The sequence below is a fragment of the Thermoleptolyngbya sp. M55_K2018_002 genome, from assembly GCF_015295965.1.
GTDB lineage: Bacteria > Cyanobacteriota > Cyanobacteriia > Elainellales > Elainellaceae > Thermoleptolyngbya > Thermoleptolyngbya sichuanensis.
Map to the genome: position 1 here is coordinate 1 of NZ_DVEA01000313.1, position 14,107 is coordinate 14,107.

12 protein-coding genes, 1 tRNA gene and 1 pseudogene are annotated in these 14,107 nt (G+C 56.6%); 5 read left to right on the plus strand and 9 right to left on the minus strand.

What is annotated here, in order from left to right:
* Window positions 1–262: 262 nt before the first annotated feature.
* On the plus strand, window positions 263–694 hold the full coding sequence (locus IGS51_RS16090; RefSeq protein ID WP_297079762.1) for a TMEM165/GDT1 family protein: 432 nt from the start codon (window positions 263–265) through the stop codon (window positions 692–694).
* 7 nt (window positions 695–701) lie between these two features.
* Window positions 702–1,043, plus strand: a complete 342-nt coding sequence (locus IGS51_RS16095) for a TMEM165/GDT1 family protein (RefSeq protein ID WP_297079765.1) — start codon at window positions 702–704, stop codon at window positions 1,041–1,043.
* Here IGS51_RS16095 and IGS51_RS16100 read toward each other — a convergent pair.
* The gene (locus IGS51_RS16100) at window positions 1,040–1,558 is read right to left on the minus strand and encodes a hypothetical protein (RefSeq protein WP_297079767.1); all 519 of its coding nucleotides are present in this window, start codon (window positions 1,556–1,558) and stop codon (window positions 1,040–1,042) included. The two genes, IGS51_RS16095 and IGS51_RS16100, sit on opposite strands and share 4 nt — an antisense overlap.
* Before the next feature lie 611 nt (window positions 1,559–2,169).
* On the opposite strand from IGS51_RS16100, the gene IGS51_RS16105 reads away from it, so the two are divergent.
* Entirely contained in the window at window positions 2,170–2,415 is a 246-nt protein-coding gene (locus IGS51_RS16105) for a hypothetical protein (protein ID WP_297079769.1), read from the plus strand.
* A 214-nt stretch (window positions 2,416–2,629) separates the two neighbouring features.
* Here the strand turns inward: IGS51_RS16105 and IGS51_RS16110 are convergent, their stop codons facing one another.
* From IGS51_RS16110 to IGS51_RS16145, 8 genes are all read right to left on the minus strand, one after another.
* Entirely contained in the window at window positions 2,630–3,031 is a 402-nt protein-coding gene (locus IGS51_RS16110) for a fasciclin domain-containing protein (RefSeq protein WP_068515115.1), read from the minus strand.
* Between the two features lie 372 nt (window positions 3,032–3,403).
* On the minus strand, window positions 3,404–4,711 hold the full coding sequence (locus IGS51_RS16115) for a CO2 hydration protein (protein WP_297079771.1): 1,308 nt from the start codon (window positions 4,709–4,711) through the stop codon (window positions 3,404–3,406).
* Between the two features lie 72 nt (window positions 4,712–4,783).
* Window positions 4,784–6,325 (minus strand): NADH-quinone oxidoreductase subunit M, encoded by a 1,542-nt coding sequence (locus IGS51_RS16120; protein ID WP_297079773.1) that lies wholly within the window; start codon window positions 6,323–6,325, stop codon window positions 4,784–4,786.
* 40 nt (window positions 6,326–6,365) lie between these two features.
* Window positions 6,366–8,225, minus strand: a complete 1,860-nt coding sequence (locus IGS51_RS16125) for an NAD(P)H-quinone oxidoreductase subunit F (protein ID WP_297079776.1) — start codon at window positions 8,223–8,225, stop codon at window positions 6,366–6,368.
* 464 nt (window positions 8,226–8,689) lie between these two features.
* Window positions 8,690–9,115, minus strand: coding sequence for a peptidylprolyl isomerase (locus tag IGS51_RS16130; protein ID WP_297079777.1), 426 nt, complete (start codon window positions 9,113–9,115; stop codon window positions 8,690–8,692).
* Between the two features lie 85 nt (window positions 9,116–9,200).
* A complete protein-coding gene (locus IGS51_RS16135; protein WP_297079779.1) occupies window positions 9,201–11,678 on the minus strand; it encodes an HAD-IC family P-type ATPase in 2,478 nt (825 codons plus the stop codon).
* A 39-nt stretch (window positions 11,679–11,717) separates the two neighbouring features.
* The gene (locus IGS51_RS16140; RefSeq protein WP_297079782.1) at window positions 11,718–13,163 is read right to left on the minus strand and encodes a hemolysin family protein; all 1,446 of its coding nucleotides are present in this window, start codon (window positions 13,161–13,163) and stop codon (window positions 11,718–11,720) included.
* A gap of 37 nt (window positions 13,164–13,200) precedes the next feature.
* Complete coding sequence (locus IGS51_RS16145; protein WP_297079784.1) at window positions 13,201–13,551, minus strand: hypothetical protein; 351 nt, start codon at window positions 13,549–13,551, stop codon at window positions 13,201–13,203.
* 305 nt (window positions 13,552–13,856) lie between these two features.
* On the opposite strand from IGS51_RS16145, the gene IGS51_RS16150 reads away from it, so the two are divergent.
* Window positions 13,857–13,929, plus strand: a tRNA-Ile gene (locus IGS51_RS16150).
* Between the two features lie 35 nt (window positions 13,930–13,964).
* Window positions 13,965–14,107, plus strand: a pseudogene (locus tag IGS51_RS22400) (orotate phosphoribosyltransferase); the annotation flags it as partial.

Consider the following 14,107-nt stretch of genomic DNA (forward strand, 5'->3'; position numbering starts at 1 on the left):
CCCGCCGCCACTGCCCGCGCCAGGGCCTCGCCGGTCGCCAGGTTGGGCGCACGAATGACGGCGATCGCCCGCTCGGTTTGCAGCCAATGCAGCCATCGATCGTTGAAGGAAAGCGCCTGAGAATGGGAAGAAATCACGGGGAAATTACGGGGAACTCACGAATGTTTTTAACGGGGTTTTTCCAGACTTTGAGAAGCGCGGGTGACGGAGCAGACGGATTGCCATAAAATGAAAAGAATATGAAAAGCATTGGTGACTGCCTGTGAGCCTGGTTTCCCCCGACTCGATTCTATCTTCACCCGTTTTGACCGCTGAGCGCCCAGTCCCCCCTTCGATTCAGCCGCCTGCTGCGGTGGCTGACGGATCTGCCGACTCAACCCAGCCTGCGCCGACTGCTCAGCCGCTCAGTCTGCGAGACGAATTCGGCATTTTCTTCTCGACGTTCATCACGATTTTCCTGGCAGAAATTGGCGACAAAACCCAGATGACGGTGCTGCTTATGAGTGCCCAATCCAAAGCGCCGTGGGTGGTGTTTCTGGGAGCGGGTTCAGCGCTGATCGCCACGAGTCTTTGTGGGGTGCTGCTGGGCAAGTGGCTCTCAACCCGCATTTCGCCCCGACTGCTCGACAAAGCAGCGGCCGTGTTGCTGCTGGTTGTGGCGGGAATGCTGGTGTGGGATGTAATTCAGGGATAGAGCAAAAATGGACTGGAATTTGCTGGGACTGGCGTTTGTCACGGTGTTTGTGTCGGAGTTGGGCGACAAAAGCCAGCTTGCGGCGATCGCCCTCGGCAGCAGCGGCAAGTCCGTTCGGGCTGTGTTTTTGGGGACAGCAGTAGCGCTGGTGCTGGCCAGTTTTTTGGGCGTGATGCTGGGCGGCGGCGTGGCTCAGGTCGTGCCGACCCGCTGGATCAAGGCGATTGCCGCGATCGGGTTTGTGGTCATGGCTATCCGTTTGCTGCTGCCGGGTGCGGCGGATGAGTTGCCAGACGAGCCGCTGGATGGGTTGCTAGATGAGCCGCTAGACGGTAGCGAACCTACCTAGTGTTCCGCTTCTAGCCGATCGCCCGAAAACCGCCGACCCACCGCGACCAGCAGCGCTGCACTCAGCCCTAGCTTAACCAGTTCCAAAGCCCAGTAAATTCCGTGCATTTGCGCCATGCTGCCAGGGATGCTGGCTTCGCTCGTCAGCCAGTTCAGCGGCATCGCTAGACCGCTCATCACGGGAGTCATCACGTAGGTCAATGCAAAGGTCACTCCCAGCAGAAGCCAGACTGCGGCGATCGCCCAGCCCGCGACTTTGTGCTGCCGCAAAAGCGAGAGCAGCCCCACGAAGGCGATCGCCACACACAGCAGCCCCAGACGGTTGAAAATCCAGAACATGCTGTATCCTGCGCTGGCAAAACCGGGCTGCGTCATCATGCCGCTGGCGTACATGGCAGGCATCACGACCAGATCCAGCAGAAGGCTGCCGCTGAGCCAAAACCCTACCGCTAGTAAAACCGCCGACTGCCAGACAGAGCGACCCGGCAGCAGATTAACTTTAGTAGAAGTAATCATGGATATAAGACATTCTTAACTCTTACCTCCAGCCTATCGGATCTGGCTCAATCCAGTCATGAACAATCGTTTCGAGTCGTAACTAGATTTGTCTGAATCGAGCTTCAACAAATCCTTAATGAATTCTTGCTGACTTAACGTAAGTAATTACGCTGGTTCGCGCTATTCTCAGACTAGGAAAATTCAGTATATTCTCGGATAGTTCCTTTAATTTGGATTGCTCGGTTCTGCTGGTTTTCCAGAGCGTTCAGGAAATTCTTGGTTTTAGTTTGTCTCATGTAGCCGTCTAGGGCGATCGCCCTCGATCCTACGGAGAAATTCTCTCAGCGCAGCTTGATATCGCTCAGCACGCTCGACAGTACGGGTCGCTGATGAGCGTTGTAAGGCATTAAGGCTTGACTAGCCAGGTTGGCGCAAGCTGCCAGATCATTCCAGCACTCGCCTTCTTCCTTTTGCTTCAGGTCTTGGTGCTACTGAATCAAACTCGGTGCCTCGTATCGTACGCGGACTCGAACAATCTCAGCGAATTCCCAACGAATATAGAAAAACCAGTCACCTGTATGAATAGTGCTTGCTTAACAGACTTTTATCGCGGTTGGATGATTGAGGTTGTGCCTCAAGGAATCGGTTATACCAGCGTTTGCTATTCCCCCTCTCGGCAGCGGATCGATGACGACGTAGTCTACTCGCGCGACTTTCTGGCGCTAAACGCAGGCAAGGCGCTGGTTGATCTTTATCTCGCCTGCCAGCAGTTTTCCGGCGTGCTGCGCGAACTGTACGAATCGGACAAGCTGGAGTACGAAGAGTGGCGATCGCTCAGCCAGTCCATCACCGATACCATCGGCGTGTCTCGCTAGCACGTTCGGGTAGCCCAAAAAATATAAGGATGGGCGGCCGGTGCGCTGCCCATCCTTATGCCAAGAATCATTACGTTTCAGGCACTGCCTAACCCAGAAAAGGGTTAAGGCTAAGAAATACTGCGTCAAGCAGGTTAGGGCTTGAACAAGGAGGATTTAGGGAGATCTGACTGCGTAAGTCCTGAGAAATCGAGAAGGATCAACCCACCCAGATTCAGCCCATCAAGATCACGTTATCAATTACGTGAATCACGCCATTGTCCGCTTCCACGTCGGGCATCACCACCGTCGCATTTTTCACCTCAAAGGCATCGGACAGATCAAGCGGAATCACTGAGCCTTCGACAGAAGTCAGGCTTTTCAGTCCCTTGAGATCCGCCTGAGTGTACTTACCAGACACGACATGGTACTTCAAAATGCGCCCAAGCTGCGGCGGATTTTGCACAAGGGTTTGAATAGTGCCGGGTGGCAATTTGGCAAAGGCATCGTCCGTTGGCGCGAACACCGTGAACGGGCCGCCGCTCTGCAACACCTCTACCAGACCCGCCGCTTGCACTGCTGCGACGAGCGTAGAAAAGCCTTCCGTTTGCACAGCAATATCGACAATCGTAGGCATAGCTTAAGGAATGTTAGATAGATTGGTCAGTGAACAAATCAGTGAATTGATTTAAGAGTCAATTAGGACTCATATGTTTGAAGCCTACTTGAAGCCTCCGGGCCTGATCCACCCTCAGCCCTTCTTGTTAAGGCTACGGTGTATACACTTCTCGCTTGTTTGCGTTAGGCGCTGAAAGATCCCCATAAATCCCCCTTAGCAAGGGGGGCTAGGGGGGCTAGGGGGATCGGTTCCCCCCTTGCTCAAGGGGGGCTAGGGGGGATCAAAGCAGCGCCGCTCAAGCATAGAAAACTTGGATGTATACAGTAGCTGGTTCAGGGGGGAACTGAACCTGTCCGAAAAGACTTCAGGCCAAGAGAACTTAAGGAGAACCTAGCGATAGTCTGGACTCTGGATATCGCGCAGGCGGGCCTCTGGGCGCAGGAACCGATCCATCTGCGCTTCAAAGAACTTGCGATTGGCCATGCGGTGCTTAGGATTGGGATCATCCAGCGGATACAGCAGCGCCGTCCGCAATGCCTGAATCACCGCCGATGTGACGTTGTACATCGACCGCTGGAACGTAATTCCCAACTGCACTAGCATGTCGTCTTCTCCCCGGCAGTGTTGATGATAATATTCCACCAAATAAGGCGGCAGGAAGTGCAGCATGTCCTGCATCAGCAGCGTCGGCGGAATGCCCGCAGTGCCTACAGGAAACACGTCGGCATAGAGAATGCCGTAGTGAAAGTCTTTCTGGTCTGCGGGCACTTGGTTGGCCTGAGCGTTGTAGGACTTGGTGCCCCGGAAGGGAGAAGTACGGTAGAACACGGCTTCTACGTAGGGTAGCGCCGCTTCGTAGAGCCAGGTAAAGCCCTTGGACTTGGGAATAATTTCGTAGCATTCGCCGTCGATGTAAGCGTGATGGTAGATGGGACGGCCGGCGATCGCAAAAATGCCGTTCACCAAAAAGTTCATCGCGTCGGGCACGCCCTTGAACCCACCCTCATCGTAGATGTCCGACATCTCGAAAAACACCGGAGCCATCACTTCCCAAAACAGCCCCAGATTGGCGTAGTAAGACAGTTCCCGCACCTTTTCCAGGAACATGTCGGGGAAGAGTTTGTATAGCCCCAGCATCACCGGATTTTTCTTGAAATAGGCGCGGATGGCGCGATCGGCATTTTGCTTATATTCGTCGGAGTCTAGATAGGCATCAAACTGGTTCACCGGAGCGTACATGTGCCGATGCCACAGCATCGCCCGCATACATTCTTCGGCGAATTCCATATTCACCCGGTCGTGCCAGAGGTGGTGCAAGAGCTTGGGCAGCTTTTTCTTGAGTTCACCCTTTTCCATAAATTCCAGCAGTTCCGGGTGGGCAGACGCTCGACCACGCCAAATCCGCAGGTCGGCCGTGTCTCCGGCGTAGTGGTTGGGGCGATCGAGGTATTCCTGGGAAATGAAGTATTTGAAAAAGGGAAACGGGTCGAGAAACACCTGCTCGGCAATATAGAGCAGGTCGCGCCAGTAAAAATCCATCGGCACGGCGTAGGCTTTGTAGATGCCGATGATCTGCATCAGGTTTTCGGGCGTGTCGGGCAGCATGGAGCCGCCGGCCTCTAGCCGATGGATGATGTCGGCGTGGGGATGCCGAGAGGGTGGGATGAGGGTGGGAGGGGTTTGGAGGGTAGTGGTCATGGCGAGATGAAAGAGGGATGGGGGGACGGAGTGACAGGGTGTTGGGGAATGCGAAAAAAGCCTGAAACCTGGCTATTTGCTGATAGGGCTGGACATCAACAGAAGATTAGGGGTTTTCGCCGTAGAGGCAATCGCCAGACGGGTTTCTGCGGGCGTGGTGACGGCGGCGATCAGCGCGTTGCTGGTGGGTTCGATCCAGCGGACGAGCCAGTTTGGCTGGATGCCCAGCAGGAAGATAATCCAGGCAAGCACCAGGGCTGGAACGCGCTCTGCCCATTTCACCTGGGGAAAGCGGGCGATCGCATTGTCCAGCTTGCCGAAGCAGGTGCGGTTCATCAGAATGACGAAGTACACCGCAGTTAAGCCTGTGCCGACCACGCCCATCAGGGTTTGCACTGGGAACACGGCGTAGCTGCCCTGGAAGATTAGAAACTCGGCAATAAAGCCCACTAGTCCGGGAATGCCCGCGCTGGCCATGCCGCCCAAAATCAGCAGAGCGCTGACCGACGGCAGTCCGCGAATCGGGTTCAGCAGACCGTTCAGAACATCCAGTTCACGAGTGCCAACTTTGGTTTCGATCACGCCGACTAGGTGAAACAGCAGCGCCAGAATCACGCCGTGGGCAAACATTTGGACGATCGCGCCGACCATGCTGAGGCTGGTAAGTGCTGCGCCTGCCAGCAGCAGATAACCCATGTGACCCACGGAACTGTAGGCGACCATGCGCTTGATGTCCTTCTGGGCGATCGCCGCCGTTGCGCCATAGAGGATGCTAATCGACCCCCAAGTAGCCAGCCAAGGAGCCAACAGTGCCCAGGCATCGGGAAACAGCGACAGACAAAAGCGGAAAATGCCGTAGGCTCCCAGCTTTGCCAGCACACCGCCCAGCAAGATGGCAACCGGAGCCGAAGCCGACACGTAGGTATCCGGGAGCCAGGTGTGGAACGGCACCAGCGGCACCTTAATGCCAAAGCCGATCAGCAGCGTCACCAGCAGCGCCACTTGCAGCCCCAGTGGCAGCGTCTGCCCCATCAAGGCGCTGTAGTCAAAGGACTTGCTACCTGTGAACCAGACCAGCCCCAGGAAGCCCGCCAAAATCAGCGCCCCCGACAGCGCAGTGTAAATCAGAAACTTGACCGCTGCGTAGCCTCGCTTTTCGCCACCCCAGATGGAAATCAGCAGGTAAAAAGGCACCAGTTCTAGCTCATACAGCAGGAAGAACAGCATCAAATTTTGCGCGACGAATGCGCCTGCCACGCCGCCGCTGACCAGCAGCACCAGCCCATAAAACAGGCGCGGCCGCTCGGTCGTTTCGGAACTGCTGAAGATGGCGATCCAGGTGAGCAGGCTATTCAGCACCAGCAGCACCAGCGATAAACCATCTACGCCGAGGCGATAGTCCAGCCCCAGCGGTTCGATCCAGGGCAAGTATTCCTGCATTTGCAGCCCCGGATTGCTGAGATCAAACTGGCTGGCAAGAAACAGGGTGTACGCCAAGATGCCAGCGGAACCCCAGAGGGCGATCGCTCGCACTTTTGGGCCTGAAATCGACGATGGCAATAGCGCTAGCACAAGGGCAGCAACAATCGGTAGCCAAATCAAGATGCTGAGCATAGGTTTGGGAAGAATCAGGAATGGGGGTCAGAGTGAGGAATTAGCCAAACACAACGAGCTTCAGGTTGGACAAAATCGACCAGGCGCTAAGGACAATCAGCACCGTCAAACCAACGGCAATCGTGAGCGCGTAGAACTGGGTTTTGCCTGTGTTGCCATACTTCAGGGTTTCGCCGCCAAAGATTGAGACAATTCCGACTAGATTCACCAGTCCATCGACAATGTAGCGATCGCCCCAGTCCACCAGCCGCGACACGATATCCACACTGCCCACAACGCTAGAGCGGTAAATCTTGGGGGTATAGAAGTCGTAGGCCAGCAGGTCTTGCAGCGGCTTCCAGGGCAGGCGCACGGGCTTTTCGACGGGGCCTAGGTAGACCACAGCGGCGATCGCCATGCCAGCCAAACTCGACCAAGTGAGCAGCAGGGCAGCGGTTTTATCTAGCTGCGCCCAATTTGGCAGCAGGTTCAGGCTTTGAAGCACCAGCGGCAGGTGCAGCGTGAGGGCCGCCACCACAACCATCGGCAGGGTCACGGGCCAGAGATTTTCGGGCGATCGCTGGGACATCTGCTTTGCCTGGTTGCCAAAAATCAGGCAAAACACCCGCACCACGCTGAAGGCCACCAAATCATTCACCACCAGCAGAATGATTGCCACGGTAGGAGAGCCTTCACGCAGCCCATCCACCAATTTCAGCAGCGCCCAAAACCCGCCCAAGGGGGGAACCGCGACCAGACCCAGCGCCCCAATTGCATAGGACAACCCCGACACCGGGCGACGGCTCCATAGCCCGCCAAGCTGCGTCAAGTCCTGCGTGATGCTGTTCAGCACGATGGAGCCGCAGCTCATAATCATGGCCGAAACGGCGATCGCATAGGTCAGCAACAGCAATAGAGCCGCCTGCGTTTGGCCAGCACCCACCGCCATAAACACGATACCCATGTAGGCGCTAGCCAGATAGGAGAGCGATCGCTTGATATCGATCTGGGCAATGGAAATGAGGGATGCGCCCAGCGCAGTGACGGCTCCAATAGCAATAACAGCAGTGGTGACAGTGGGCGACAGCGCCAGCACGGGTTGCAGCTTGATCAGCACCCAGGCCCCCGTCGCCACAACGACTGAGTTCCGCAGAATGGTGCTGGGAAAGGGGCCTTCCATCGCCTCGTCCAGCCACAAATGCAGGGGAAACTGGGCGCACTTGCCCATCGGCCCCGCCACCAGCGCCAGCCCAACCAGCGTCATCAGCTTCGGATTCACTTCAGCCGTCTGGGCCCAAGCTGCCAGTCCGTCAAAGTCCCAAGTGCCCGCCAGCGGATAAATCGCCAGCACGCCCATTAGCAAGAACAGGTCGCCTATCCGCTTGGTCAAAAAGGCATCTCGTGCCCCCGTCACCACCAGCGATTGGTTAAACCAGAAGCCAATCAGCAGGTAGGTTCCCAGCGTCAGGATTTCCAGAATCATGTAGCTGAAGAACAGCGAGTTGCACAGCACCAAGCCGCACATGCCACCTTCAAACAACGCCAGCAGCGCAAAGAACCGTGCCCAGCCCCAGTCCATTTCCAGGTAGCCAACGGCGTAGAGTTGGGACAGGAAGTTGATGCCAGTGATCAGCAAGATTGCGCCGATGGTCAGGGCGGACACTTCTAGAGGTAGGGTTAAATCCAGCCCAGCGACCGTCAGCCAGTGCAGGCGAAATTCGACGGCGGGCTGTTGCCAGACGGCCGGGAAAATCAGCAGCGCGTGCAGAAAGGCGATCGCCGTCATGATCAGGTTCACGTATCCTGCTGGACGCGGCCCCGTCAGGCGAGTGATTGAGGGAAACCAAAGGATGGACAGTACCATGCCCATCAGCGGGTAGCAGGGAATGAGCCACGCACTTTGAATAAGGAGTTCAGCCATATTCCGGGGGTTGGGTGAGGGATCAAGTCTGAAAGCTAAGTAGCTCAAAGCCTCAACCTTCTTAACATGCTCCAAATTGGCTCTGTGATGCAGGACAGGACATCAGTGTCAGAGCAAAATCCGAGCGAAGAGGGTCGCGGTTGGAAGCTTGAGCGCGAAGACCTAAGTCTATGACGATCTAGATAGATATTGAAAAAAGTCTATATCAGATGTTTTCTAGATTAGCTTAAAACCTAAAGCAAATCGAAACTGGATAGATTTTCTTCGATATGGATCGCTTAATGCATCGAAGAAAGTCTGCTTATATTGCTGCTCCGTATTGCTTCTCCGTTTATTGTCCTACGATTCATTACACAAAAAGCGGATGCCAGGAGACGCGGCTCTGGGCATCCGCTTGGTTTTTGGAAAAACCCTCACGCATTGGGCAAGGGGTCAATGAGGCTGAGGGTTAGCTTAGGCTGAGACTACGGCTCGATCTTGACCGACAAAATCTTGTCGCCAGGGCGAATCGCGTTCACCACGTCCATATCTTCCGTCTTGCCAAACACCGTATGCTTGCCGTCCAAGTGGGGCTGGGGCGAATGGCAGATAAAGAACTGGCTGCCGCCTGTGTCTTTTCCAGCATGGGCCATCGACAGGGAGCCGGCCTGGTGCTTGTGGGGGTTGCCAGCAGTTTCGCACTTGATGGTGTAGCCCGGGCCGCCGCGGCCATCGCCGTTGGGGCAGCCACCCTGAATCACAAAGTCGGGAATGACGCGATGAAAGTTCAGCCCGTCATAAAAGCCTTTGTTCGACAAATCCACAAAGTTTTTCACGGTGTTGGGCGCGTCCTGGTCAAACAGTTCCAGGATAATCGTGCCCTTCTCGGTTTCCATAATGGCGCGGGTCATGGGGTCTCCTGAGATTGCAAACGAGCATCTAATGAAAAATGCCTGGGAATGCATATTCGGATGAAGAATATGCCGTCTTAGTGTATCAACTGGGGCGATCGCTCAGATCAACGCCGAGAAATCGGTCGAAGAAGCGCGATCGCCAGATAAAGCGCAGCAGCAGGCACCATTCCACCGCCACCAGCCCAATGTAGAGATAGCCGGGAAGGCTCAGCGGCGACAGTTCAAAGAATTCTCGCAGCGGCGGCAGGGCGACGATTAGCAGGTAAATCCCCAGCAGGGCGATCGCCATCAGGGTATAGCGCCAGTCGCCGCTGTAGGGTTCGCCGCCGACCCAGGCGCGGGTCGGGGGTTTGAGAAACGGCAGCAGGCACAGTTGCCCCAAAATCAGAATCGTCACCAGGGCGCTGCGGGGCAAAGAATAATCCACCTGGCGGAGTTCCTGAAACGGCGGCAGATCCAGCACAGCGCTGACCAGGAAAAACAGGTACACCAGCAGCGAAACCAGCGTCAGGCTGAGGGTGGCAGGCACTACAAAATGCAACATCGAGCGCACCAACCCGCCGCGTGGCGTGGGCGCAGGCTTGGCCCAGACGGGGATAAAGATCGTCGGCAGCCCCACGCCGATCAGCGTCACGACTGCGCTCTGCTTGTTTTCCAGCGGGAAGCTATCGGTGACGATGGCCGTGGCGAAGATTAGCAGCGTGACGCAAAACACGCGCACCAAGAATAGCTTCATCACGTCCTGGATGCCGCTGCGAATCCGCTGTCCTTCCAAAAACGCATGGGGCAAGGCGGCAAAGGAGTCCCGCAGCAGCACGATGTCGGCGACCCCGCGTGTGGCTTTGCTGCCGCTTTCCATGGCGATCGCCAAGTGGGCCTGCTTCAGCGCCAGCACGTCGTTCACACCGTCGCCAATCATGGCAACATAGCGCCCCGATTTTCGCAGCGCCCGCACCAAGTCAGCTTTTTGGTCGGGCGTGATGCGGCCGAAAATGGTGTGCGCTTGGGCGGCCTGGGCAAACTGGGCGGCATCGAGGTCGGCCAATTCTGTGCCGGAAATAAGCGAAATTTGGTCGCTCAGTCCTGCTTGCTTGGCCAAGGCCGCGACGGTCTGGGGGTTGTCGCCAGAGATAATTTTCACCTCGATCCCTGCCTGCCGGAAGCCCTGGAGCGTTTCGTAGGCCTCTGGCCGCAACTGGTCGCTAAAGCAGAGCAGCCCCAACGGCGTGAGATCGGGCGGCATCTGGGGCATCGCAACGGTTTCCTTGAGCGCTGCCCAGTCGGCACTCCAGGCCAGCAGCACCACCCGCAGTCCTTCCTCGGTCATGCGCCGTATCCGGCTGACCCAGTTGGCGGGCAGGGGCGCGGCTTTCAGGAGAATTTCGGGCGCACCCAGCACGTAGGTTCCGGGACGCGGGCCGTCGTCAAAGGCGATCGCACTCCATTTTCGTGCGGAGGAAAAGGGCACTTCGGCAATGGGCGATCGCACGGAGCCGGGACAGACAGCGGCGATCGCCTCGCTGGTGCGGTTGGTGGCGCTGAGGCTGGCGGCAAAGTCGCCCAAGTGCGATCGCAACTCCTCCTCTGGAATATCAATGGGATATATCGCTTCCAGCGTCAGGTGATTCGTCGTCAGCGTCCCAGTTTTGTCCAAACACAGCACCTCCACATGGCTCAGCGACTCCACCGCATTTGCCTGCTGAATCAACACCTGCTGCCCTAGCATCCGCACCGCTCCCAGCCCATAGGCTAGCGTAATCGCCAGCAGCAGCCCTGCGGGGACTAGCCCTGCCACCACCGCCGCCCGCTGCGCCACGTCGTTGAGGGAATAGGACTGGCTAAGAAAGCTAATGCTGATCAAAATCCACAAAAAGCAGGCGATCAGCACAAAGACGCGAATCACGACGTTAATTTCACGCTGGAGCGGGGTTAGGATGTTGCGAAACGCCCGCGCCCCCGCCATGAGCTGATAAGCAAAGGTGTCCTTGCCGACTTTCTGCGCCTCGTAGCAGGCCGTCCCGCTGACACAAAAGCTGCCAGAATAAACTCGTTCGCCCGCCGTTTTGGGCACAAGTTCCGATTCGCCCGTCAGCAGCGATTCGTCTAGCTCGGCATGGCCGTCGCCCAAAATCGCCCCATCCACCACCACCTGGTCGCCCGGCCGCAGCAACAGCACGTCCCCCAGCACGATTTCACTGGGGTCAATTTCGCGCTCCTGTCCGGCGCGGATGACGGTCGCCTTGGGTCGGCTGAGGAGGGCGATTTGATCCAGCTTTCGTTTTGCCCAAATTTCCTGGTAGATGTTAATCAATACGCCGCCAAAGATGACGACCACTACCAAAAATCCGTCGCCTGGTCGCCGCAGCAAAAACATCACCAGGCTGAGCAAAAAGAAGACGCTGTTGATAAACGTAAACAGATTTTCGCGAAGAATCTGCCCGTAGGAGCGGGTGGATTGGAGGATGACGTTATTGCCTTGTCCTGCTGCACGTCGGGCGATCGCCTCGTCCTCGGTCAGCCCATGCAGCGCAAATGCTTGAGGAACACCCGCTTCACTCATATGTGTGCGTCAAGTCCGTATGACGGCTAGTGTAGCAAGTTAGGGGTTGGGGGTTATGGATGGCGCATTGGTATCGGCTAAGGCTGTGGCGGAAGAGGCTGAGTCTGGGACGGGCGATCGCTCGATGCGAATCTGGTGCAGTCGGGGGCCGGCCGCCGAGGTCACCGTCAGGTGCAAATCGCCGTAGCGGAGGCTGTCGCCCTGCACGGGAATTTTTTGCAATTGGTGAATCAAAAAGCCGCCCAGCGTTTGGTAGTCGTCTAGAATCGGCAAGTCGAGGTCGAGCGCCTCATTCACCTCTTCCAGGGTCATCTGCGCCTGCACCAGCGTCGTCCGCTCATCCAATTGCTGGATCATCGGCTCCTCTTCGGGGGTGTCTGGCTCGTCGGGATAGCCGATAATCTCGGAGGCCAGATCCTTCAGCGTCACCAGTCCAGCCGTGCCGCCAAACTCATCGACGACCATGACCAGGGCCTGGCGCGATCGCTGCATCAGTTGCAATAGCTCGCTGAGTTCCAGGTTTTCGGGCACAAACTGCGCCGGGCGCACCCACGGCGTAATGGGACTTTCCAGCGTGATTTGCCCCTGCACCAGCGGAGCCGCCAGTTCCTTGAAATAGATGATGCCCAGGATGTCATCCAGCGAGTCGCCAATCACGGGATAGCGAGAGTGCCCCGTTTCCGCAACGGCATCCAGCAGGTCTTGAAAGGTGGCATCCTGGGGCAGGGCTGTAATACTGATGCGGGGCACCATGACCGCCTGCACAGACACTTCGGCAAACTCCAGCGCGTTGCTGAGTAGCTCCCGCTCCTCTTCTTCCAGCCCACTGGTTTCGCTGGAGGTTTGGATAATAAGCTGCAATTCTTCTGGCGTGACGCGGTTATACCAGCCCTGGTTGCTGTCGCGGATGCCAATCAGCCGCAGCAGCCAGTGGGTAGACTGGTTCAACACCCAGATAAAGGGGTTAAAAAAGCGGGCGATCGCCAGACTGGGCGGCCCCAAAAACCGCGCCAGTTGCTCTGGATAAAGCAGCGCCAGCGCCTTGGGGCAGAGTTCTCCCAGCACAATTTGCAGATAGGCAATCAGCAAAAAGGCGGCCAGAATCCCCACGGAGTGAGAAATCGCCAGTTGCCCCGTCGCGCCCAGCGGCAAGCGGCTGAGTCCGGTTTGCAGCAGCACGGCTACCGTTTTTTCGCCAATCCAGCCCAGCGCCAAACTGGATAAGGTAATGCCCAACTGGGCAGTAGACAGCAGCCTCTCTAGACTGCGCTGCAAATCCTGCACGGTTCTTGCCTGCACGTCACCCGCCATGACCAACTGGCTGATGCGCGACTGCCGCACGGACACGATGGAGAATTCTGCTGCCACAAAAAACGCATTGATGGCAATCAGCGACAGAACTGCCAGAAGTCTTAACATCACGCCAGAGGCCGTGAGGGGCTGGGCAGCGCTGAGCGCAACAACCGAAGCAGCAAGGGGAATCATCCGCGACTATCAGGAAAACAGGGACAAGACCAAAGACTCATCCAAGCCACCACCTAACTCGATTGACAGGGTTGATAGTATCCTCCTTGGCTCCAGCGTCGCTGACTCGTCCCAGTCCTTCTGTGCTGGAGCGAGCAGGCTGACTGTTGTTGATTCGATTTTTGACATCCTCGATGATTTTAGATTCGGGAATGATGATGATCTCGTCGCGGCTGCCCTGTTCTCCGGCGGCTTCGCTGCCCAGCGAGGTCGGCCGCACGTCGGGCTGGGTCACGCCGCGCAGTGCCTCACGCCCCAGCGCATAGCCCCAAATGCCGCTTGCCACCCCCGCTGCGGCCATGAGCGTCAGCAAGATTAACGTGAGTGCGACGGTAGAATTAAGTTTCATAGAGGCTTTTAATTCTGTAGTAGAGGCTTTAAGGAATTGCGGAACTGACGCGATGCGAGGCAAGTGGGGTTAACTAGCTTTGAGATACGAGCTTGAGAGGAGATTCTATTAAGAAAGCAAGCGCTTCCAAAAATACAGGCATTTCAGAATGCACGCTTTCAGAATGCACGCTTTCAGAATTAAGAATATCAACAGCCTGGAAAATCGGCACTGGAAAATTCAAGCGTGTGCTGACTTGAAATCCCCCCTCCGACATTACAATGGACTAGCAAAGGCATGGTGCCCCGTGCGGGCGATTTGCCTAACCAGGGTTGGCCGAGCGGATTAGGCAGCGAACTCATAATTCGCCTCAGGCAGGTTCGACCCCTGCACCCTGGATTTTCTGGGTTTTCAAGATCATCCTAACCTACAACATGACCCTCCAAAGTTCTAGTCCACGCCCCCCTGTTGCTGTGGCCACCTGCGACCTGCCTACGCTGCGCCAGTCGGTGCTGGATTTATTTTGCGAGGCGGCGTATAAGGAAGGCGAGTTTACCCTGTCCTCCGGGCAGACGAG